Below are 23,600 nucleotides of genomic sequence, written 5' to 3' on the forward strand. Positions count from 1 at the left end.
AATGCCCCTTTAATTTTATCTGCATTTTTCGTTAGCATATCCATTAAATCCCCGACAGTATTCAAGAAAAGACAATTCTACCTTCAGTACAACAATCTTTTCAAAACTCTATAATATTGTAGAATTGTATATTAATTTACTGCCGTAAACCAATTAAATTTTTAAAATTTTCTTTAAATCTCAAACAGGGCATCTAAACCAAATTAGTAATGCCAAACAAAGACAGCCGCTACACATAATAAGGCAATTTCTTCAGATCAACCTCCACTCTAGAATTTAAGCCGAACTAACATTGAAAATATTGACAAAATACATGATTGTTAATGTAAATAATTAATCATGACAATAAATGTAGTATTTTTATTTACATTTGAAATATGTTAACATTTAACCATTATACTAACGATTACTAATTAAAATCGTTAAAACTTACGCCACTAACAACCAAAACCTCACAAAAAAAATCATGAATTTCATAAAACCAAGTCATTATACTTTTGCAAACCTGTTTAAAAAAGGGCTATTTCAATTCCTATTTTAGAATCTACAATCTTGCTTATTCCAAAAACAAATTACACAACAAGTGCATTTTATTTCTATTTCCCAAAAAATAGAATAGAACAATAATGCCTATTTTCGAAAAACCATAACCAATTAATGAGACAAACAATTCTACTATTATGTTGCTTTCTTTTTTTATCAAATACTTTAAAGGCACAAGTATCAGGCACAGTCAAAGGATTTGTAGCAGATACCACAAACAATTCTACGTTAACAAAAGCATCAGTCTCTTTATTAAGAGCACAAGATTCTGTTTTAGTAAAATTTACACGAGCTAAAGAAAATGGCTCTTTTGAGTTGAATAATATTAAAGCCGGTAAATTTATTTTACTGGTTTCTTATCCCAAATATGCTGATTTTGTAGACGAATTTTCTGTTGATTCCACAAAGTTAATCAAAGATTATGGCAAAATTAATTTGCTTGATAAAGGAAAATTACTATCCGAAATAATTATAAAAGGCAATAGAGCCGCTATGAAAATCAAAGGAGATACGTTAGAATTTGATCCAAAAGCTTTTAAAATAGAACCTAATGCAAAAGTGGAAGATCTGATAAAACAATTCCCGGGAATACAAATTGATAAGGATGGAAAAATTACTGCTCAAGGCGAAACTGTAACCAAAGTTTTGGTTGATGGTGAAGAATTTTTTGGTGATGATCCCACTTTAGTTACAAAAAATCTACGTGCGGACATGGTTGATAAAGTACAATTGTACGACAAAAAAAGTGATCAAGCCGCTTTTACAGGAATTGATGATGGTCAGAAAACCAAAACTCTAAATGTTAAACTTAAAGAAGACAAAAAAAATGGCCATTTCGGGAAAGTAGAACTCGGAGGAGGAACTGATAATTTTTACAAAGGCCAAGCGATGTTTAATAAGTTTTGGGATAAGAAAAAATTAGCCGCTTATGGCATTTTTGGCAACACAGGACAAGTAGGATTAGGATGGGGAGATAAAGATAAATATGGACAAAGCAGTTATCAAGTAAATGATGACGGCGGTATTTATTTTTCAAACAATGGAAATGATGAATTTGATAGTTGGGATGGACAATTTAATGGTGAAGGAATTCCAGTAGCCCAAACTGGCGGAATACATTTTGATAATAAATGGAACAACGATAAAGAATCTATCAATGTAAATTATAAAATTGGCGATATCAAACTTTCAGGAGATCGCAATGATATTAACCAGCAAAATTTAAGTTCTAGCAGCATTTATAATACTTCAGACAAGAATTTTGAGAAAAATATGACTAAAAATAAACTTGATCTGGCTTATGAAATTAAAATTGATACTACTTTAACTTTAAAATTAAATGTAGATGGATTATTTAAAAAAAGTAATTCAAGTGAAGCAGAAATGCGAAAAGGTACTGACGAACAAGGCAGTCAATTGAATAATTTGAAACAGACAACTACAAACGAGGTTGATGATAAAATATTTAACATAAATACTTTATTAACTAAAAGACTTAAAAAAACGGGGCGAACATTATCTCTTAATTTAAGCCAATCCAGTACAGACAGCAAAAGTGATGGTTATTTAAATTCCAGAGCTGAATTTTTTACACCATCCGTAATTAGTCCTGACAGCACCAAAGTAGTCGATCAAAATAAGGTCAACACTATTAGCAATACAACTTTTAAATCAAATTTAATCTATACCGAACCGTTATCCAAAAGTATATCTTTAATTCTTAATTATGGATTCAACATTAGTAACGGAAAAGCTGATCGTAAATCTTTTAATCAATCTTCAACTGGCGATTATACTGTTTTGGATTCTATCTTTAGTAATAATTATGAATTAGACCAAACGATAAACCAACTTGGAGCGATTTTTAATTACAAAAAAAATAAAACTGTTTTATCTTTTGGTTCTAAATTTAGCGGTGTAAACTTTAAACAATATGATGTTTATAAAGAGAGTTCTTTTAAGCAAAAATTTGTTAACTACATGCCTCAGATCAACTATCAATATAATTTTAAACAAAGAGAATCACTGCGTTTTTCGTATAACGGAAACACCGATCAGCCGACATTAGAACAAATACAGCCGATACGAAATAATCAAAACCAGTTAAATACGATTTTGGGTAATCCGAATTTAGATCCTTCTTTTAGAAATAATTTTAGAGGAAGTTATTATTCGTATAAAGTACTTAGCAATCAATATTTTTCGGTTAATGGATCGTACAATTTTACGTTAGATCCAATAGTAAGTAATGTGATTACAAATGATAGAGGAGAAAGTATTTCTCAATTTGTAAACCTAAAAAACAAAGCTACAACAAGTTATTATTTGAACGGTAATTTTGGCAGAACAATCAAAGCCATAGACATGTCAGCAGGAATTGGTTTAAGTGCCAACAAAAATGTTAACTATAATTACATCAATACACAACTGAATCAAACTAAAAATTCAAGTTATTCCTTTAATTTAAACTTATCAAAGTATAAAGAAAAAAAATATAATTTTAATACCAGCTTCGGACCTACTTACAACGTTGCTGATGCAAGCATCAACAAAAATAGTGACAGCAATGGCTGGGGTTTTAATGGAAATTTCTGGACCAGTGTAGAATTACCTTTCAAACTAGAAATTAGCACAGATGGTAATTATCAATATAATGGAAAAACGCAAGTGATTCAGGAAACTTTTGAGCGTTTTATTTGGAATGCATCTATCACCAAAAAATTCTTTAAATCAGATAATTTAAGAGTTTCTATAACGGGAAGAGATCTTTTGAACCAAAATGTAGGATTTAATCGTTCTGCATTCAATGGAAATATCAACCAAAGTACTTATACCACTATCCAAAGATACTTTATGTTCTCTGTAAGCTGGGACTTCAGCAAAATGGGCGGAGGAGAAATTAAACAAAACTAAAACCATGAAAACAATAATAAATCGCATCTTAATTTTAATAATTGTATTGACATGCTGCAATACTTTTGCACAAAATGACCACTTTGTACAAAATGGCGTAATCGAATTTGAGAAAAAATCGAATATGTATGCTTTGATTACAAAAAAAATAAAAGGAGAAACTGATAGTTATTATCAAGCCGCTTTTGAAAGTTATAAAAAAACCAATCCACAATTTAAAACTACAAAAAGCATTCTCAGTTTTTCAAAAAACAAGAGTTTATACAAATGGGACGAAACCAAAGAATCAGCAAGCAACAACAGTTGGATTGGAGATGATGCAATGGCTAATTTAAAAAATGTTATCGCTACAGATCTAGATACCCAAACCAGCATTACCCAAAAAAACGTTTACGATGATTTATATTTAGTTAAAGATAGTTTACGCAAAATTGACTGGAAAATTACCGATGAAACCAGAGAAATCGCGGGTTATGAATGCCGCAGAGCAAATGCTATAGTGCTTGATTCTGTTTATGTTGTTGCTTATTACACTATTCAAATTCCATTTGCTGGCGGCCCTGAATCTTTTACAGGATTACCCGGAACAATTTTGGGATTGGCCCTGCCACATGAAAATATGACATGGTTTGCTACAAAAGTTACAGAAATTCCAGTTTCTGACAAAGATTTAGCTCCACCAATTAAAGGTAAACCAACTGACAATAAAGGATTAAACAAAATACTTTTGGATGCTTTGAAGGGCTGGGGAAAATGGGCAAAAAAAACATTACAAGCCTACTCTTTATAACCATAACCAGCTATTGCTCTTCTAAGGGTAATAGCTGCATCTCATTTAGAAAATTATTTAACACTTCATCATTAATTAAATCTTCATCTCTAATGGGTTACCTCATGATACGATTTTAGTGTAAAAACTTTATAAAAACTAAAAGCAATGTAATATTCTCGTTTACACTAATACATCATATATTCGCTCTTATCCTTAAAAAGGATTCTAACAGCTGTAATAAATATCAATGGTACTGCAATACCCAATATCAAAAGACCAAAATACTGATAATAGTCTTTGATGAAATCATTTTGATGTGCTAAAAAAATATATGAAGTTTTCATTTCATTTTGTGTAATCAAATAGGAATTTGCAAAATTGTTTCCCCAATGCAGGCCTATAGGCAGTAATATACTTCCAGATCGATTAAGTGCAGTGGAAAACATGAGTATTGCAAAAAAATAATTTGATAACTGAAAAGGGAGGTTCCACATATTACCCGAAATATCATGCATACTTATAAAAACAATTGATGTCACAAAAACTGCAAAGGTATTCCCTCCTATTTGTTTAGCTTTATAAAAACCATAGCCCAGAATGTAAAACTGTTGTACAATCACAGTAGGAAACACAACAATCAGTGCAATTAATAAAGCTTTTATATCCGGAGAATGGTTTATTTGAAAGTTTCCGCCTTTAACAACAATCTGGATGCAGAGGTTCAAGAAAACAAAACAAAGTCCTAAAAGAAACCCAATCAGAATTTTATTGATTGGCTTATGACTTTTATCTATTCCAAGATAATTGAGAGATAAACCTTCCTGTTTAAACATAATCCAATTCGAAAGAATAACTAATATACATCCTAAAGGTAAAAATGAAAATAATCGGTTTTCCACCAAGCCACTTAGAAAAAGTGACAAAGCAATTAAGCATGCAAAAATTAGGAGCTGTTTTAGTTTTATTGATAATGTTGCTTTCATAATTATAGTTTTTTTCTTCAAAACTATTAATTTTAGCCTCGCTCTATTAGTTATAATTAAAATGTCATCTCAAATGTCGTCAAATGCCGTTAAAGAATTTATAGATGTTGCTGCTTATAATAAGCAGGATATTGCTGAGATTATAAAGCGTGAAAGGTTAAAAAGAAAATTGACACAAAAAGAACTCGCAGAACTTTCGGGTATAACTATTCGTGCCGTTCAGCGAATAGAAAATGCAATCGTTATGCCACGAAAATATACATTAAATGCTTTATTTGAGCATATAGATGTTCCATTAGAATTTGTTAAAAAGCAAGAACTTTCTTTTGGTGAAAAAGAAGTAATTGTAAAACCCTCAAGAATTTCAAAATTGATCCTAACTTTTGGCAGTCCTTTTTTACTTATAATTGGCTGCTATGCCTATATTCTTCAATCACCGACATTTCCGGAAAATGCATTTGAAATGTGCGTATTGATTTTCTGTATGAGTTTTATTTATTTCATTTTATTATTAAAAATTTGGAAATAAAAAAATCACTTAAAATAAGTCGTTGCACTGCTATTTTAATTGGATGATTTAGATTGAGATAAGCATCTTAATTCATAATAGTAAAAACAGCCCTGATAATAAAGCCATCACCATGTAAAATGTGTTTCGGAGCCGATGTGTTTTCTCTTAAAAATAAATCCGTAACTTCAATTAAAAGTCATTATTCTTTGATCATAATATTTCGATACCAAACTTTATCACCATGATCCTGTAATGCTATTTTTCCTTTTTTAAAGGTTCCGAATCCTGACCAGCCTGCAAATTTACTTCCTTCAATCAATTTTTTGAAATTATCATCCCAAAGTACCGTTTTCACTACCACTACTCCGTTCAAAATAAGGGTTAAGTTTCCATTTTTACTGATAATTTCAGCTTTATTCCATTCTCCAACTTTTTTAACAGGCTCTGATTTGCTTTGAATTAAATCGTATAAATCTCCTGCTCGGTGTTTGGTTATTTTTCCGTCGGGATGGCCGTCATTATCTAAAACCTGCATTTCTAAACCTGTACTGTATGTATTTGGGTATTTTGCAGGGGCTTCATTAACATAAAAAATAATACCACTATTGGCATTTGGAGCAATTTTCCATTCTAATTTTAAATGAAAATTTTCAAATGCTGCATCAGTTACTAAATCGCCGCCTTGTCCATTTTTGGCAGCTTCAGGATCAAAATGAAGTGTTCCATCTTCCACTTTCCATCCAGCGCCGGCAGTATTTTTGCCATAAGAATGCCAGCCTTTTGTGGTCTTGCCGTCAAAAAGTGGCTTAAAACCTTTCTGTGGGTATATCGTTTGTACAAAACATAAAATCAATGTTATAATGATCAATTTTTTCATTTGTTTTATTATTAAATGATTACTAATGAGAATGTTTTTTCTGTATTAATAGTTACTGAGTTTCTAATGATTTTTCGTTTTCTGAATGATAAAAATCAGAAAAAGTAATTGAAACAGTTCAGCAGAATTTTCATAAGAGTTTTTCGATGTATCCGTCGGAATTTGTTAATAATGAAAAATCTGGGAATTCATAAAATTTAGTCAAGAAAAAAATATTCTTGCATAAAAAGCCCTCTTATTAAAATAGAGGGCTTCTGTGTATTTTGTCTGAAAAATTTAACGCCAGCCCAGTTCCGGGGCTACGTGTTCTAAAATAGCCGACAGTACATGAACATTGTAATCAACACCCAGCGTGTTGGGTATAGTCAGCAGCAGCGTATCGGCTTCCTGAATAGCTTCATCCTGAGCCAGTTCTGCAATCAGCTTATCGGGTTCCGCAGCATAACTTTTTCCAAAGATAGCGCGTTTATCAGCTTCGATATTACCAAAACTATCTGTGCCCCTGCCTTGATTACCAAAATAATATCTGTCCTGATCGTTGACCAGTGCAAAAATAGAACGGCTGACTGAGACACGCGGTTCCCGTTGATGCCCCGCATTTTTCCAGGCTTCTTTGTATAACCTGATTTGTTCTGCCTGCTGGATATGGAAAGGTTTGCCGTTTTCGTCATATTTCAACGTGGAACTCTGCAGGTGCATGCCGTTTTCAGCTGCCCAAACAGCGGTTGCATTTGATGCCGCTCCCCACCAGATGCGTTCCCTAAGCCCTTCAGAATAAGGTTCCAAACGTAATAGTCCCGGTGGATTTGGAAACATAGGGTTCGGGTTCGGCTCGGCAAATCCCTCTCCGTTAAGCCGCTGTAAAAATTCCAACACTTTTCTGCGTCCCATTTCGGCATCCGTTTCACCATCCATTGGTTCATAACCAAAAGAGCGCCAGCCGTCAATGACCTGTTCCGGCGATCCCCTGCTGATTCCTAATTGTAAACGGCCTTCCGAAATTAAGTCGGCTGCTCCGGCATCTTCTACCATATACAAAGGGTTCTCATAACGCATATCGATTACCCCTGTTCCAATTTCTATCTGACTCGTCTTAGCACCAATGGCTGAAAGTAAAGGAAAAGGTGATGCCAGCTGTTTAGCAAAGTGATGCACCCTGAAATAAGCACCATCAATTCCAATTGCTTCCGCAGCAACAGCCAGATCAATGGACTGAAGCAGTGTATCGGATGCTGTACGAGCCTTATAGGAAGGATGATCGGCCCAATGCCCAAAAGATAAAAATCCTATTTTTTTCATAGACAGCAATGTTATTGTTCGCAATTGTAAATATACACATCATTTATCTGAAAGCCTGCATATGAATATTTATTCTGACAACATCTACTTTTTGGATTGTATAACAAAAATGTTAATACTTCTTAACTAATTTATGAAGGTACACTTTACAAACAAGTAATATTGAAAAACAATTCTTTCCTGTTTCGTTTCAATTCGTATATTCGGCCTTTATTTTGAAAAAAGAGAATGATTGCAAAATTGAATGAAAAAAAATCCTACCCATGGATTGTTGTTGGCTTGCTATGGTTTGTTGCTTTATTAAATTATTTAGACCGACAAATGCTGTCCACTATGAAATCAGCTATGATGGATGACATTCCTGAATTGGCTAAAGCTGAAAATTTCGGTCTTTTGATGGCTATTTTCCTTTGGATATATGCGCTTATGAGCCCTGTTTCCGGAATTATAGCAGATCGTTTTAACCGAAAAAGAATAATTATAGGAAGTCTTTTTATTTGGTCAGGAGTGACTATGACGATGGGTTATGCCACAACTTTCAATCAGATTTATATTTTGCGTGGGATTATGGGTTTTAGCGAAGCTTTTTATATTCCGGCAGCATTATCCTTAATTACAGATTACCATCAGGAAAAAACACGCTCCTTTGCAATTGCGATTCATACTACCGGAATTTATTTAGGACAAGCACTTGGTGGTTTTGGAGCCACTATTTCTAAGCATTTTTCCTGGCATTTCAGCTTTCACTCTGTAGGTTTACTCGGTGTAGTTTATAGTTTAGTGCTCCTATTTTTTTTACAGGAAAAGAAAGCCTACTTTTTTGATCCTTCAAAAAAGTCATCTGTCCGCTATGAATTCAGGGAAATGTTCAAAGGATTGGGAATATTATTCGGCAATATCTCCTTTTGGGTTTTACTCTTTTATTTCGCTGCACCAAGTTTACCGGGCTGGGCTGCCAAAAACTGGTTACCCACCTTATTTACCGAAACTTTAAATTTAGACATGTCTCTCGCGGGACCAATGGCAACGGTAACCATTTCGATGTCTTCTTTTTTTGGTGTTTTAATTGGCGGTGCCATTTCAGACAGATGGGTGATGCAACATCTTAAAGGACGAATTTACACCAGTGCTATTGGATTATTTCTTACCATACCGGCATTGTTTTTATTTGGCTACTGCTGTAATATAGAGGCTATTATTTTTGGCGCTATCCTTTTTGGACTTGGATTTGGAATATACGACACGAACAATATGCCGATTCTTAGCCAGTTTGTTTCGCCTCGCTACAGGGCTACCGGATATGGAATTATGAATTTTGTAGGTATTTCGGCCGGAGCTGTTATCACCGAGTTTTTAGGAAAAGCTGCTGATAATGGAGGAATGAGACATGTTTTTTTACTACTCTTATTTTTAGTGGTTACTGCCATCGTTTTACAACTAATGACTCTGCATCCAAAAACTATAGATATGGCTGAAAGAAATGACGTTAAGTTGTAAAAAGATTAAATCCTGAAAAATTCGTGACTGGTTGAATTCATGATTGATACTCTCAAGCTGGGAATTTTGAATATAGAAGCTTTTTTGAGTTTATAGAACTAAGCAACAAATCTTAACGAAGGAACTCAGACTTGAAGGTTTTATTTAGGCTGGGTATCATTAGCTGCTGTAGCATATAAACCTACTAAAGCTCCGGTAAATCCTCCAGCAACATTTGTTGAGAGAATATCTCCTGAAACTTCACTGCCTAGATTTTCAAAATCTACACCATTAAGTGCATAACTAAACTGGTAATTGTCTCCCGTCGCTTTTACCTGCAGACGCAATGGTTTCTTAATTTCAATTTTTGAACTTGCAATGATTTCCGACTTTCCGTTTTCTGTTCTTTCAAGCAGTATATAAGTATCTTTTCCATTTTTTGTTATTCCAAAAACATAATTAAATCGCTCGTTTTGTAAACAGACTATTCCAGCCAGATCTTTTTCTGATTCTGGTTTGTAATCTAATGTTGTCGAAAATGAAAATGCGTTATGCTGCTGTCTGTAGAAAAGTGTAGAGGTAGGTTTTAATTCTTTTATATTTACCTGAAATGGATTGATTTGCAAGCCTTTTTTTGTAACCGAAATAAAATTCTCACGCGGTCCTCTTAGTCCAATCCATCTGTAATCTAACTTATCTGAGGTAAAATTTTCGGTAAACGTAAAGTTACCGTTTGGAAAAAAACCTTCGTTTCCTGTTTTATTTTCCACCCCTTTTGGCATTTTTAATTTTGGTTCCATAGGAATTAAACCATTTTCGAAAACAGGAAAAGTTCCTGACCAGTCTACTGGCAGCATAAATGTTTCACGTCCTGTATTTACCCTGTCTTTTTCGTTCGGACGTATCCCTAAAAACACTCCATAATATTTATCGTCCGGCCCTTTTACTAAATCGGCATGTCCTGCCCAATCTACTTTATCGGTTCTGTCTTTTGGAAAATATCTTTGGGTTAAGATTGGATTGTTTGAGGATGGCTTAAATGGCCCTTTTGGACTGTCACTAATAAAAATAACTTCGCTGTGATTGTCTCCTGTACCCCCTTCTGCACACATTAAATAATAATGTCCGTCTTTTTTATACAAATGAGGAGCTTCTATCCATATTGGTTTTTTAGAAAGATCGACACCTCCGTCCACTATAATTTTATCCGTTCCCGGAATTACCTGATCTTTTTGAATATCGTATTCCCAAACTTTAATTACGCGATGCCCAGTATATAATTCTTTTCCTTTATTGGGAGCATCATTGTGCACAATATAGCCCTTCCCGTTGTCATCAAAGAAAATACACGGATCAATTCCGTTAAAATCTAATTTAATAGGACTTCCCCATCCTTTCATCGGGTCTTTTGTTTTTACTATAATATTTCCCATATTACCTGTAAATGCGGTTACGATCATGTAGAAAGTATCGTTATGCGGATTATAGGTAATTCCCGGCGCATATACACCCTGGCTAATTCCGGTGTCATGAGGGTTAAATTCGGAAACATTATTTAGGACGCCTCCCAAGTCTGTCCAATTTACCAAATCCTTGGAATGAAAAATTGGAACTCCGGGAAACATTGCAAATGATGAACATACCATATAATAATCTTCTCCTTTTCTGGTAATTGCCGGATCTGGATAACATCCCTGCAAAACAGGAGAATAAAATTCATCTGCTTTTAAGGGATTTCTTTTATAAATTTGATCATCTCCCTGATACACTACATTCGAAAATACAGGAGATTTTTGAGTTTGTTTTTTTGCAGTAGGATTTTGAGATGTTATCTCATTAAAGGAAAAAAGAAATAGTATTGTAATCAAAAAATATAAGTGTGGTTTTTTCATTGTTATTGTTTGGTTGTTAATTGTTTTTTCCTAACTAATTATTCATGCATATTAATGTGAAAAAGTCTTTCCCTTTAATAAAACAATAAGTGTGTTTATTACAAATATAAAAAACATTTCATCATACACAATCGGTTGTGTAATATATTTTCACACAAAATAGTAAACAATTCTCAACAAATACATAACCTCTACAATATTGCATAAGATTAAAGCGATAATTATAGCAGATAAAAAATTTGATATTGCGCAGCTACAGAAAATATGCAATTCGAAGAAAAAGCTTTGCAAAACTATCAACAATATAGATAACCCAAAAAGTAAAAGAGGCAACCTAAATGATTACCTCTTTAACATAACTAATACTTATTAAAACACATTATTAAAATTTCAATTTTTATTATTTTGAAAACTCTACAGTATTTAGTTTTTTCCAGCCGCCACGGGTAAAGTCAGGAATTTCTACCGGAGCTGAATTATGATCTAATGAAATTTCTGTTAATGGACTCAAACAAGACCATTCGGCCAAATCGTAAACATCCATATCTAATGGAAGCCCTTGCTGCAGACAGTGAAACAAACGATAATCCATAATAAAATCCATACCGCCATGTCCACCTACTTTTTTGGCCATTTCTTCGATATCTTTTACTATTGGGTTTTTATATTTTTCCATCAATGCTTTTTTCACATCTTCAGAAACATATTCTTCTGCGTTTAGGTTTTGGTAATTTTTAGAAATTTCTGTTCCAACTTCTTTAGAATCGACTGCATAGCCTTCGTTTGGATATTTATTGGCAAAACCTTTTGTTCCAGATAACTGATACATTCTGCTGTAAGGTCTCGGACTTGTTACATCATGCTGAATCTGAATGGTTTTACCCATTTCTGTACGTATCATTGTCATGGTGTGATCTCCGTTTCTAAAATCTTTTACATCTTCTCCGGTTTTTGCTTTAATAAAAGCCGGATTTCCAACTGCTTTTGTATCCATAGAAACCAGAAAATTCATTTTATCTCCTCTATGTATATTTAGCGCCAGACAGGCTGGCCCCATTCCGTGTGTTGGGTAAATATCTCCTCTGTGTGTTTTGTTGTACTCCATGCGCCAGTTGTTCCAGTATTCGTTCCAATACGGCTGTAATCCATGAATATACGATCCTTCAGCATGCAGGATTTCTCCAAAAACACCTTGCTGTGCCATATTTAAAGTTGTTAATTCGAAGAAATCATACACACAATTTTCCAGCATCATGCAGTGCTTGCGTGTTTTTTCAGAAGTATCAATGATATCCCAGATTTCTTTCATGGTTAATGCTCCTGGCACTTCAACAGCCACGTGTTTTCCGTCTTTCATAGCTTGTACTGCAATGCTCGCATGATGTTTCCAGTCGGTTACAATGTAAACAAGATCTACGTTTTTAAGCGCTGTTACTTTTTTCCAGGCATCTGCTCCAAAAAAGGCTTCTGCTTTTGGTTTTCCGTTTTTTACCAAAGTATCATTTGCAGCTTTTGTTCTTTCCTCGAGCATATCACAAATTGCAACAATTTCAACTCCTGGCACATGTGTTATACGAGCTACTGCACCTGTACCACGCATTCCTAAACCAATAATGGCTACATGGACAACCGGAATTGCGGGTGTTGCCAGACGTAAAACATCTGTCTGCCCTTTTGCTCTTTTTGGAGTTTCGGTTTTTATTATTTGTGCTGTTATACCGCAAACTCGCAATAGCAGAACCGCTATTAGTAAAAATTTTAAACTGGAACTTTTCATTTCTTTTTATTTAGTGATATAATTATTTTTTTTGAAATTACACTTTGATATACGTTTTGTTTTTATGCATATACCAAAGAATCAGATATAGGATTCCGAAACCTGCCACATCGCAAAACGCATCGTAATACGCTCCGGTAAATTGTTCGAAACCATAAAAAACCTGCTTTGCAATTAAGCTGAAATTCAACACATGCGACCCTACATACGCTGCGATTGCGTTGAGTCCAATTATTCTAAAGGGATATGCCCATTTCTGATATCTTTTTACGTCTACAATCCAATAAAATAAAGCTAGTAAAATAAAGCTTATTCCAGACGAAAATAGTACGAAGGAACTTGTCCATATTTTTTTGATAATGGGATGCCAAACTCCAATTATTAACGATACAATTATTGCTGTTAAACCAATCAAAACTAAATAATTGGCAATTTTTTGTCTTGGTAATTTTGACAAAAGCAATTCTCCTGCAAACAATCCGGACATGGTGGTGGCAATAAACCCAAATCCTGTTAAGAGCCATGAATATTGTGTCTGGTCGTAAAAGCGTCCAAAAACATGCTGATCGATATAGATTGGGAGGTTTTTATTGGGCAGTAATTCAAAGTCAATACCAAAAACATTGGGCAGGGAAAGCAATACGGCATATACAACAAGGCAGAAAACAAACATAATGTATCTTCCTTTTTTTGATAAATGAATGTAGGCCAGACTTGAAAACAAATACCCTACGGCAATGGCCTGAAGTGTATTACTAAAGACCTGAAATTTTGTAATATCCAGAAATAATAAGTTGCCCTGTACAATCCATCCTAAAATAAAAAGAATTACAAACCGTCTTATAATATGGTAATATAATTGTGTTTTAGATTTTGATTCTATTGTTCTTTTTCCAAGTGAGAAAGGAATAACAACTCCAACTACAAACAGAAATAAAGGCATTATAATATCATAGAAATGCGAACCTAACCATTCAGGATGTTCAAACTGCGCAGCAAGATTACTAGTAAAGTTCGTTTTGGCAGCTGTATTTAAGTTATAGAAAAAACGGTCTGCAAAAATGATCATTAATAAGTCGAATCCCCGCAGTACATCTACTGACATCAATCGGCTGTTTTCTATGTTTTTTTCCATTCTCAGTATTGTTTTTATGATCAAGTTAAATTGCTTCTTCTCTGTATTTTTAAATTTTGAAAAATAATCCCCGACTCGTTTTTATAAAATATCGGGGATTGTTTTTACCTTTTTTTCGCGACAGTTAAAATGTCATTAAACCAGAAACAAATTATAGATATATAAATTTTCACAAAACAATTGCAATAGTTTAAAGGTCTTATTTAATGACATTGCTTTATAACTGTCGACGGCAAACTAAAGCTGCAGTGTAGAAAATTTATCCGCTTCCGGGAAATTAGCTACGGCTGCCCATCCAGAAGTCATTTCTGTAATGGCAATACCTATCGAACTTCCTAATGTTCCTAACTGTGATTTTGGAATACTAAACTCAATTGCGTTTGTTGTATCAGAAAGACTTACAATTCCAGAAGAGGTTAAATTAGCACCAGATCCTGCAATAGCAGCCCAGCCCCAGCCTCCGTTTGGATCTATATGATTATAAAAAGCGCCCCATCCGTTGGTAACCATTGGACCTTCAAATAAAAATTCTGCTCCAGAACCTCCTGGCCAGCTGCCATGCAAGAAACCTGTTTTTGTATTTCCGTCTGTATTGATAAACATATCTACCAATTCCATCTGCATTTTTTTGTTTCCCTCTAAATATACATTTACGTTGGCTCCTTTTGCCCAAATTTTAATTTTCTGGATGGATCCATTTCCAGAAGTATTTTGATCTGTTATGGCAACATCATCCCAATCTTTAAACTTGCCATCTACTTTAATATCAATAATAATGATTTTTGGAGCGGTAATAGTTTTGGCGATATAAGCTTCTTCTCCAGCCTCGTTTGTAACTGTGAGCGAGACTGTAATTTCTCCTCCAATTGCGTATGTATACACAGGATCTTTTTTGTCTGAGGTATAATATAGATCTCCGAAATCCCATCTGTATTTACTTCCGTTTGTAGAAAGATTGGTAAAGGTAAAAGTGCTTCCGTCATTGGTAAAAGAAAAATCTGCTGTGGGTTTATCTGCCGAATCAGAAGACGCATTGTCGCTGGAGCACGATACCAGCAGGAATACTGCCAAAAGTGCTGTTACCCATTTGAATATTATTTTTTTCATGGTTTTTGGTTTAAATATTTTAGTAACTATTTAATGGTAACCGTTTGTGATAATTTGTTAAATCCTGTAGCCGCTTCCCATACTCCTGTATTAGCAAGACGAATAGCATAATCAGCTCTTTCACTCAATTTTGAAGAACTGTCTTCGATCTTTAAAAGCAATTCGTAAGTGCCTGCAGGAATTTCTGAAGTGCTTACAGATTCTTTCAATTCATAGTTTAAATTTGGTGTAACCAATCTTACATCAAAAGCTAATTTTTTCTTGTAAACTGTTCCGTTTGCCGTTGATCTAAATATTAAAAAGGCATTTTTTGGATTGTAAACCGGAGCAAATCCGCCGTTTTTGATTACTGCATTTAATGCTAAAGCGTCGTTTAATGCAATTGTTGTTTTGAGGTCTGAAGTTACTAACGAAAGTCTGTAACCCAGTTTTCTTTCAAAATCTGCAAAACAATTATTGTTTCTCCATTCTTGTAATACAGGTCCGTAATAATCAAGATTTAAGTACGTCCATTTTAAAAGTGACATTTCCTTTTCTGCAATACTGCAGCTGGCTACAGGAACGTCTGTCGGCGGGCATGTTTCTCCTCCTGTTGGGACAAAAAGGGCTTCATTGCTTATATAGGTTTTATCGGCAGTTACGTTTATGTAGGTACCATAATCGTCTACACTTGCCATAAAACAGTCATTATGAAATCCTACTCTCGCTGTATTTTCTGTACCATAACCCACACTTGCATTCATTGCAGTTGTAGTATTAAAAAAGTCCTGTTTGATTTTTGGCGTTCTTACCTGAATTTTAATTTCTTTCGGAAAAACTTCCAAAAGTTTGTTTAATATCAGCGTTTTATTGGCTGGCGTAGTAAGATTGTTTGTGGTATAATACCATTCTCCCCAAGCTCCGATAAATCCGGCCTGAACAAATGCAATCACATCTTTGTTTGCTGCAACAATTGGTTTTAACTGATCTAAATGTCCGGAAATTATAGCAGCAGAAGCATCACTTCCGTCTTGTGCGTCTGTATATGCAAAACGCAAAACACATTTTAAACCCGCTTCTCTAAGTCTGGTAAAATCGGTGGTAATAAGATCCAGCTGTGTCTGGCTTAAAGGCGTTGTTTTAAATTTTTCGAGATAATACAAACGCAGAATAATGCTTACATTTTCTTTCTTTAGGTTTGTTAAAGAAGCCGTTGTCATGGCTGCACCTTCAGAATTAACCTGCCAGCTGTGCATAAAACCACGTTCAGGATTCGAAAACACTTCGTTAGAAGCCTGATACGTGACTTTGTTCGTACCTGCAGTTTCTTCATTTTTATCACCGCCGTCGCTTTGACAACTCAATGTAAGGGTTGTAAAAATGCTAAATAATATTAATAAATGTTTCATTTTTTTAAGGATTAAATTAGGGGACAATTCTATATTCATAAAGTGTTTTTGTTCCTTATTGAATATTAATTGTAACCAGGGTTTTGTAAAAACTTTCCTTTACCTTCACTAATTCTTTCCAGAGAAAAAGGAAACAACGCTTTGTACGGAGCACTTTGGCTTGCAGCTCCATTTAGATCAATGGCATGTTGTGTATATTTTCCGTGTCTGATTAAGTCAGAACGATACTGCCCGTTTTCACACCAATATTCGTGTGATCTTTCTAAAAGAATCATATCATTAAAACTGGCAAGTGTTGTATAGTTCGCCAATAAAATCTCACTGATTTTAGCTCTTCTTCTCACAATGTTTACTAGATCAATAGCTTCCTGCGTTGGCGCACCAAGTCTGTTGGCAATCGCTTCTGCTTTTGATAGTAATACATCCGGATAGCGATATTCAATTATATCAACTGTTGTCAATGCTGTAGTTCTTGCCGCATCTGCATCTATTTTTAGCGGTATAGGCCCTAGCTGCATGTAGTTTGCAGGATTTTGTCTGTTGTAAGTTACACCATCTGTACCGGTGTATTCTGCAATAAGTGCTTCTTTACGAATGTCTGTTGCTTCAAAGGAATCATAAAATTTCCATGAACTTTGTATGGTACCGTAACCTCCTCTTCCAGGAAAGTTAGCTGGAAGACACATTAACTGCCATTGGTTTTCACTCGTTCCTGCATAATCTGCCGGAACTGCCCAAATAACTTCTTTACTGTCTACAGGTGCTTTTACATCCCATAAACCAACATAATCACTTTCAAGTCCGTAATAATTCATTCCTATAATTGCTGAAGACTGCTCTTCTACATCTGCCCATCTTTTTTCATGCAGGTACAATCTAATCAAAATCATTCTGGCTAATCCCTGGCTGAATCTTCCGTAAACGGCATCTTTAGGAGCTGGCAAATCTGCTGCAGCAAGCTTAAGATCGTTTTCTATAAAACTTACCATTTCAGCATTAGAAAGTCTAGCCAAAGGCTGTTCCTTCAAAGGATTCTGGAGTACTTCCAGCGGCGCAATAACAAGCGGTCCGTACAAGTCAAAAAGTTCGTATGTTAATAATCCTCTTGCGCATCTGATTTCTGCAATCGCTTGTTTCTTTACCAGATCGTTTACTTTAGACTTTTCTATTCTGTCGATACTCAAAGTCATCCCGCTTATCTTGTTGTAAAAAACATCATAAAAACGTGTAAAAGCAGTAGATGTGGCTTTGTAACTATGTAACGATGCTTCTTGCTGCACACCGTAAGGTCCCTGAAGAATTTCTGTTGTGGCATCCAGAATAAACATTAATCCGTTTTCTGAAGTCGAGTGAATTCCGTTTCCGTATGAACCTCTTAATGGATAATATGCTGATGCCACTATAGCCTGTACATCTGCTTCTGAACTAGGAAATATACTTGGGTTGATCTCATCGTAATTAATAGACTCTAAATCATCATTACATCCTGAGAATACCAGCAATAGCAGTACTATTGTATAATTTTTTAAATTTTTCATGTCTTTTTAATTAAAATTTAAGATCAATTCCTACTGTGTATGTTTTTACATTTGGATAAGCAGCTGCAACAGCATCTGTTTCAGGATCTATACCATTGTATTTGGTAATCGTAAATAGATTCTGTCCATCCAGTCTAATAGCTGCACCCTGCATGTATTTGCCAAACCATTTTTTTGGTAAATTATAGCTAAGCGATACACTTTGCAAACGAACAAATGAAGCATTTTGCAAAAAGAAATCTCCAGAAGAATATTGTGAATATCCAAAATTTGATCCCGGACGTGTATTCGTCGGATTATCTGGCGTCCATCTGTCATAGATGCTTCTTAAAGCATTTCTTCCGTTTTGGGCAACTCCTACCGCAGTTACACCATAAGCAAAATCAGTCTGATCGATAATTTTTCTACCAAACATTCCGTTAAACTGAAAATTCAATTGAAAGTTTTTGTACGTAATCGTATTCGATAAACCAGCAACAAAATCAGGATCAGAAGAACCTAGTAAAACCGTATCGGCTTCGTCAATTTTTCCGTCAGCAGCACCCGTTCTTAAAAACACACCATTTGCATCTGTTACAGGATTTCCTGCATTGTCTCTCACAAAACCGTTAACATCTTTAATTTTAATTTGCCCCGGATATAAATCTGGCTGTGCCGGAACTACTTCTCCAATCTGCATTACACCATCAGAAATTTGATAATATTGCGCACGAACAGGATCGTTATAACTTTCGTAAACAGAAGGTTTCCAGTCTGGAGCTCTTTCTTTCCAGTTGGTTTTAAATTGAGAATAGGTAAATGTACTTCTCCATTTAAAATCTGGACGGTCAATATTTACAGTACTTACTGTAACCTCTACACCTTTACTTTGTGTTTTACCAATATTGGCCCAAACCATATTGATTTCGTTATAACTATTAATTGGTTTTAATGTCAATAAATTAGAAACCACTCTGTCATAAACCTCTACAGATCCAGAAACTTTTCTATTAAATAATTCAAAATCAAGACCTATATTTTTTTCTGTAGTTGTTTCCCATTTCAAATCAGGGTTTTCTAATCTTGACGGGAATACTCCAATTACCGGAGATTCATCAGGATTTAAATACGCTGGCTGTGCATAATAAGCTCCAAAAGCATTTCCTCCAATTTCTGCATTACCTGTTTGTCCGTAACCAAATCTTAGTTTAAGCTGTGATACATAACCTGTTAATGATTTCATGAAAGATTCCTGAGAAACATCCCATCCAACTGCTACAGAAGGAAACAAACCGTATTTATTGTTTTGAGCAAATACACTGGCTCCGTCACGACGAATTGTTGAGGTTAAAATATATTTGTCTTTATATGAATAATTAAATCTGGTAAAATAAGAGATAAAATTATTTTGAGATTTAGAAGATCCCACCACTTTTGTTCCTCCTCCTGCGTTTATGTTATTCCATAAAAAAGAATCGGTAATAAAGTCACTGTTTCCTACTGAATTTCCTTCAGATCTGTATTTTTGCTGTGAATAACCAACCATTAAACTGAAGGTATTATCTTCTAATAATTTTCTGGTGTAATTTAAAGTAAAGTCAAACAAATCGTCGTTTTTCTTTTGAGTCGAGATAGAAGCTTTACCATTTTCTAATGCTCCATAAAGCGTAGTTCTTGGCAAGTAAGTACTTCTGCTGCTGTTTCCGCCGTCAAAACCTGCCTGAAATCTTGCAGTCAAGCCTTCAATTGGTTTAATCTCAGCATAAAAATTGGTCAGTGTTCTTTCTACAACACCTTCATCAGAAATAGTAAGTAATGAATATGGATTTGGTTCTAAGGCATTATCCGGATTTATAGGATAATTTCCAAATTCATCTATTGCCTGAATATTTGGTCCCTGCTGAATTGCCGATCTGATAATTCCTGAATTTTCAAATTGATCTCCTCCTAATTGAGAGTTTTGATTTTTGATTTTACTTTTGGTCAAATTCATTCCAAAAGTAATATAATCGTTTATCTTTTGGTCGATGCTAAAGTGTAATGTATTTCTTTTTAAACCAGAGTTTTTAATTACACCTTCCTGATTAAACATATTTCCGGATAAGAAATATTTAGTTGATTTAGTACCGCCTCGAAGCGAAACGTTGTTCTGCTCTACCATTCCGTCTCTTGTCACCAAACCTAACCAGTCTGTTCCTTTTCCTGCGTTTCTTATCTGATCATCAGAATAATATCTTTTGAACGGAATCCCGTTAACCGGTGCCGCATTTGCTTCTTCTAGTGTTTTTGGAGAATATGGATATACTTTGTTTATAAATTCCCAGTTTTCTTTTGCAGCGTCATTACGCAGCTGCATCCATTCCTGTAAATTCAAAACATCATAATTGTCATTGTATTTCTGATAGGAATACGATCCGGAATAATCTACTCTTACATCGCCTTCTTTTCCTTTTTTGGTTGTAATTAAAATAACACCATTTGCTGCTCTTGCTCCATAAATTGCTGTAGAACTGGCATCTTTAAGAACCTCAATAGATTCGATATCATTTGGGTTAAAAGAGTTTAAAATTCCCTGCGTACCGCCATCGTAGCGGTTTCCTGTTCCTGGCTGGCCAAGATCTGTAATCGGAAATCCATCTACAACAATCAAAGGCTGGTTGCTGGCATTTATAGAACCTGCACCACGAATCTGGATGTTAAATCCTCCTCCTGGCTGTGCACTATTCTGAACAATCTGCAAACCTGCAACTTTACCTTCTAAAGCCGTAAGAACCGAAGGCGCAGAAGACAACGTAAGATTATCTCCTTTTATAGAAGAAATAGCGCCTAATAAGTTTTTCTTTTTCTGAGTTCCGTATCCTACAATGACAACTTCATTCAGTGATTTTGATGCAGGCATCATTTTTACTGTATAATTGGCCTTATTATCTATTGCAACTTCTATTGGGTCGTAGCCTACGTAAGAAAATACTAAGGCTTGTGTATTTGAAGAAACGGTAATCGAAAATGTTCCGTCAAAATCTGTAGTTGTTCCTCTTGCAGATCCTTTAGGCAGAACGGTTACACCAATCATTGGCTGGCCTAATTCGTCAAGAACAACCCCTTTTATGGTAATATCTGCTTCCGGATCGTTTTTTAAAACTACTTCCTTACTTTCATTTCCTGAAGTTGTTGCTGCACCTGCTTCAAAAACAGTTACCGAAAGAAACAGTAAGGTAATTATCGTTTTAAAATTAAGTTTTAATTCGGGATAGCTACCGTGGAGTAACTTGTTACTTTTTTTCATATTATTTTGGTTTGGTTATTTTGGTTAATGTGAAAAGCAAGCTTTTTTGTTTAATAAAATCAGTTACAATTCATCAAACATAAAAGCGTAAAATCAATCAAATTTTATGTTCCATTTTTAATCATAATTGTCATGTTTTTTTGTTAGTTGTTTTTTGTTTTTTTTATTCTGTTTTTCGGGTTTCGTTTTTCTGGATTCTTCTGTGGATTATCGAATTTTGAATCCACTCTTTTTGGTATTGTATTTTATTAATTTTCAACAAGATCATTCTTTTTTTTCTTTGAAAACTGTAATCAAAAATGAATGCTTTTATACCTTCTTTTCAGCTAAACTAAATAATATTTTTTAATAAACAAGCTTAAAATCGAAAAAATGTGTTCGTGCACATAAAAAAAGTGTTTTCGAACACATTTTCTACTAAAAGTATTATTAAATTCTTACTTTTTTATGAATTACCACTAATGAATATTCAATAAAAATTTAATTATGACTCATTAAATATCAAAGAATAGCGCTAAAATTTTTACTATTCATTTAAATCAAATCTGCAATGAAAATTGCGTAAATTCTCCTTTAAAAAAACAATTCTAAAACACAGTTAATCTGTTGTTTTTAAAGCAGATAATCTTATACTGCCTGCTTGATTTCTTCAATAAATCTTACTGCCAGTTTATCTGCATTTTCCTGAGAATTACTCTCGGTATAAATCCTGATAATAGGTTCTGTATTTGATTTTCTAAGATGCACCCATTCCGTTTCAAAATCAATCTTTACACCGTCAATTGTGCTGTGATTTTCGTGCTTGTATTTTTGGGCCATTTTATCCAAAATCAAATCAACATTAATCTCTGGTGTTAACTCAATTTTACTCTTACTCATATAGTATGATGGATAGCTTTCGCGAAGGTTTTTGCACGATATTTTTGCGTGTGCCAAATGAGATAAAAACAAACCTACGCCTACCAGCGAATCTCTGCCGTAATGTGATTCCGGATAGATGATTCCTCCATTTCCTTCACCGCCAATAATCGCATTTGTTTCCTTCATTAATTCAACAACATTTACTTCACCCACAGCACTTGCGTAATACTGGCCGCCATGTTTTAAAGTAATGTCTCGTAATGCTCTTGATGATGATAAATTGGAAACAGTGTTAATTGTTTTTTCTGCTGATTTCCCAGTCGTTTTTCCTAATACATAATCTGCACAGGCAACCAGTGTATATTCTTCGCCAAACATAGAACCGTCTTCGCAGATAATCGCCAGGCGATCTACATCTGGATCAACTACAATTCCAAAATCAGCCTTTTCTTTTACAACCAATTCTGAAATATCGGTTAGATGCTCCTTTAAAGGTTCGGGATTATGCGGAAAATGTCCGTTTGGGTCACAATATAATGCAACACATTCTACTCCCAGTTTCTTTAATAAACTTGGAATTGCAATTCCTCCCGTAGAATTTACGGCATCAACTACTACTTTAAAATTGGCATTTTTAATGGCTTCAACATCAATTAAATCTAATTTTAAAACCTCGCTAATATGTCTTTCTATATAATCATCTTTCTTTTGATATTGTCCTAAATCATCTACTTCTGCAAATAGAAAATCCTCTTCTTCGGCAATTTTTAAGATTTTTTCACCATTTACAGCATTTAGAAATTCGCCTTTATGATTCAATAATTTTAAAGCATTCCATTGCTTCGGATTATGACTTGCAGTAATGATAATACCGCCGTCTGCATGATCTAATGTTACTGCAATTTCAACCGTTGGTGTTGTAGACAAACCAAGATCTATTACATTAATCCCTAAGCCAATAAGCGTGTTTGCAACTAAATTGCTGATCATTTCTCCCGAAATTCTAGCATCTCTGCCTAAAATTACGTTTAGTGTTTTTGCTTTATTCTGCTGTTTAAGCCATATTCCGTATGCGGCTGCAAATTTTACAGCATTTACCGGAGTCAGATTTTCATCTACAACACCGCCAATAGTGCCTCTTATTCCTGATATTGATTTTATTAATGCCATGTTTTATTTATTCTTATTTTATTTTTTTTGCTACTCCCGATAATTATCAGGATAAAAGATTAACACAGATTTATTTAAAGAATTATTTTAAAC

At 34.5% G+C, this 23,600-nt stretch carries 15 protein-coding genes; 4 read left to right on the forward strand and 11 right to left on the reverse strand.

Going from position 1 to position 23,600, the window contains the following annotated elements:
• Positions 1–657 precede the first annotated feature (657 nt).
• Both EV144_RS01380 and EV144_RS01385 read left to right on the forward strand, forming a co-directional pair.
• Entirely contained in the window at positions 658–3,456 is a 2,799-nt protein-coding gene (locus tag EV144_RS01380; RefSeq protein ID WP_134145444.1) for an outer membrane beta-barrel family protein, read from the forward strand.
• Positions 3,457–3,460: 4 nt separating this feature from the next.
• Positions 3,461–4,246, forward strand: coding sequence for a GLPGLI family protein (locus tag EV144_RS01385; protein WP_134145446.1), 786 nt, complete (start codon positions 3,461–3,463; stop codon positions 4,244–4,246).
• Between the two features lie 167 nt (positions 4,247–4,413).
• On the opposite strand, the gene EV144_RS01390 is transcribed toward EV144_RS01385, so the two are convergent.
• On the reverse strand, positions 4,414–5,211 hold the full coding sequence (locus EV144_RS01390; protein ID WP_134145448.1) for a CPBP family intramembrane glutamic endopeptidase: 798 nt from the start codon (positions 5,209–5,211) through the stop codon (positions 4,414–4,416).
• 73 nt (positions 5,212–5,284) lie between these two features.
• Between EV144_RS01390 and EV144_RS01395 the strand changes: the two genes are divergently transcribed.
• Complete coding sequence (locus EV144_RS01395; protein ID WP_166670521.1) at positions 5,285–5,740, forward strand: helix-turn-helix domain-containing protein; 456 nt, start codon at positions 5,285–5,287, stop codon at positions 5,738–5,740.
• 181 nt (positions 5,741–5,921) lie between these two features.
• Here the strand turns inward: EV144_RS01395 and EV144_RS01400 are convergent, their stop codons facing one another.
• Both EV144_RS01400 and EV144_RS01405 read right to left on the reverse strand, forming a co-directional pair.
• Entirely contained in the window at positions 5,922–6,599 is a 678-nt protein-coding gene (locus EV144_RS01400; protein WP_134145452.1) for a DUF1080 domain-containing protein, read from the reverse strand.
• A gap of 276 nt (positions 6,600–6,875) precedes the next feature.
• Positions 6,876–7,898, reverse strand: coding sequence for an LLM class flavin-dependent oxidoreductase (locus tag EV144_RS01405; RefSeq protein ID WP_134145454.1), 1,023 nt, complete (start codon positions 7,896–7,898; stop codon positions 6,876–6,878).
• 228 nt (positions 7,899–8,126) lie between these two features.
• On the opposite strand from EV144_RS01405, the gene EV144_RS01410 reads away from it, so the two are divergent.
• A complete protein-coding gene (locus EV144_RS01410) occupies positions 8,127–9,395 on the forward strand; it encodes an MFS transporter (protein ID WP_134145456.1) in 1,269 nt (422 codons plus the stop codon).
• A 140-nt stretch (positions 9,396–9,535) separates the two neighbouring features.
• Here EV144_RS01410 and EV144_RS01415 read toward each other — a convergent pair whose 3' ends face one another.
• From EV144_RS01415 to glmM, 8 genes are all read right to left on the reverse strand, one after another.
• Positions 9,536–11,266: a glycoside hydrolase family 43 protein gene (locus tag EV144_RS01415; protein WP_134145458.1), complete on the reverse strand. Its 1,731-nt coding sequence runs from the start codon at positions 11,264–11,266 to the stop codon at positions 9,536–9,538.
• Between the two features lie 400 nt (positions 11,267–11,666).
• Positions 11,667–13,043: a Gfo/Idh/MocA family protein gene (locus EV144_RS01420; protein WP_134145460.1), complete on the reverse strand. Its 1,377-nt coding sequence runs from the start codon at positions 13,041–13,043 to the stop codon at positions 11,667–11,669.
• Positions 13,044–13,080: 37 nt separating this feature from the next.
• Positions 13,081–14,178, reverse strand: coding sequence for an acyltransferase family protein (locus tag EV144_RS01425; protein WP_134145462.1), 1,098 nt, complete (start codon positions 14,176–14,178; stop codon positions 13,081–13,083).
• A gap of 237 nt (positions 14,179–14,415) precedes the next feature.
• Positions 14,416–15,285, reverse strand: coding sequence for a PKD domain-containing protein (locus tag EV144_RS01430; RefSeq protein WP_134145464.1), 870 nt, complete (start codon positions 15,283–15,285; stop codon positions 14,416–14,418).
• Positions 15,286–15,311: 26 nt separating this feature from the next.
• Positions 15,312–16,673: a DUF4832 domain-containing protein gene (locus EV144_RS01435; protein ID WP_166670522.1), complete on the reverse strand. Its 1,362-nt coding sequence runs from the start codon at positions 16,671–16,673 to the stop codon at positions 15,312–15,314.
• A 65-nt stretch (positions 16,674–16,738) separates the two neighbouring features.
• A complete protein-coding gene (locus tag EV144_RS01440; RefSeq protein ID WP_134145468.1) occupies positions 16,739–18,211 on the reverse strand; it encodes a RagB/SusD family nutrient uptake outer membrane protein in 1,473 nt (490 codons plus the stop codon).
• Positions 18,212–18,221: 10 nt separating this feature from the next.
• A complete protein-coding gene (locus EV144_RS01445) occupies positions 18,222–21,476 on the reverse strand; it encodes a SusC/RagA family TonB-linked outer membrane protein (RefSeq protein WP_134145470.1) in 3,255 nt (1,084 codons plus the stop codon).
• A gap of 627 nt (positions 21,477–22,103) precedes the next feature.
• Positions 22,104–23,507 carry a phosphoglucosamine mutase gene (gene glmM / locus EV144_RS01450; RefSeq protein WP_134145471.1) on the reverse strand — a complete coding sequence of 468 codons (1,404 nt, stop codon included), beginning with the start codon at positions 23,505–23,507 and terminating at the stop codon, positions 22,104–22,106.
• Positions 23,508–23,600 lie beyond the last annotated feature (93 nt).

It is taken from the genome of Flavobacterium sp. 270 (assembly GCF_004368785.1).
Lineage (GTDB): Bacteria > Bacteroidota > Bacteroidia > Flavobacteriales > Flavobacteriaceae > Flavobacterium.

Excerpts from the sequence above, each read along its gene's own strand:
- EV144_RS01380 (WP_134145444.1), top strand. The coding sequence starts at position 658 with ATGAGACAAACAATTCTACTATTATGTTGCTTTCTTTTTTTATCAAAT.
- EV144_RS01385 (WP_134145446.1), top strand. The coding sequence starts at position 3,461 with ATGAAAACAATAATAAATCGCATCTTAATTTTAATAATTGTATTGACA.
- EV144_RS01390 (WP_134145448.1), bottom strand. The coding sequence starts at position 5,211 with ATGAAAGCAACATTATCAATAAAACTAAAACAGCTCCTAATTTTTGCA.
- EV144_RS01395 (WP_166670521.1), top strand. The coding sequence starts at position 5,285 with ATGTCGTCAAATGCCGTTAAAGAATTTATAGATGTTGCTGCTTATAAT.
- EV144_RS01400 (WP_134145452.1), bottom strand. The coding sequence starts at position 6,599 with ATGAAAAAATTGATCATTATAACATTGATTTTATGTTTTGTACAAACG.
- EV144_RS01405 (WP_134145454.1), bottom strand. The coding sequence starts at position 7,898 with ATGAAAAAAATAGGATTTTTATCTTTTGGGCATTGGGCCGATCATCCT.
- EV144_RS01410 (WP_134145456.1), top strand. The coding sequence starts at position 8,127 with ATGATTGCAAAATTGAATGAAAAAAAATCCTACCCATGGATTGTTGTT.
- EV144_RS01415 (WP_134145458.1), bottom strand. The coding sequence starts at position 11,266 with ATGAAAAAACCACACTTATATTTTTTGATTACAATACTATTTCTTTTT.
- EV144_RS01420 (WP_134145460.1), bottom strand. The coding sequence starts at position 13,043 with ATGAAAAGTTCCAGTTTAAAATTTTTACTAATAGCGGTTCTGCTATTG.
- EV144_RS01425 (WP_134145462.1), bottom strand. The coding sequence starts at position 14,178 with ATGGAAAAAAACATAGAAAACAGCCGATTGATGTCAGTAGATGTACTG.
- EV144_RS01430 (WP_134145464.1), bottom strand. The coding sequence starts at position 15,285 with ATGAAAAAAATAATATTCAAATGGGTAACAGCACTTTTGGCAGTATTC.
- EV144_RS01435 (WP_166670522.1), bottom strand. The coding sequence starts at position 16,673 with ATGAAACATTTATTAATATTATTTAGCATTTTTACAACCCTTACATTG.
- EV144_RS01440 (WP_134145468.1), bottom strand. The coding sequence starts at position 18,211 with ATGAAAAATTTAAAAAATTATACAATAGTACTGCTATTGCTGGTATTC.
- EV144_RS01445 (WP_134145470.1), bottom strand. The coding sequence starts at position 21,476 with ATGAAAAAAAGTAACAAGTTACTCCACGGTAGCTATCCCGAATTAAAA.
- glmM (WP_134145471.1), bottom strand. The coding sequence starts at position 23,507 with ATGGCATTAATAAAATCAATATCAGGAATAAGAGGCACTATTGGCGGT.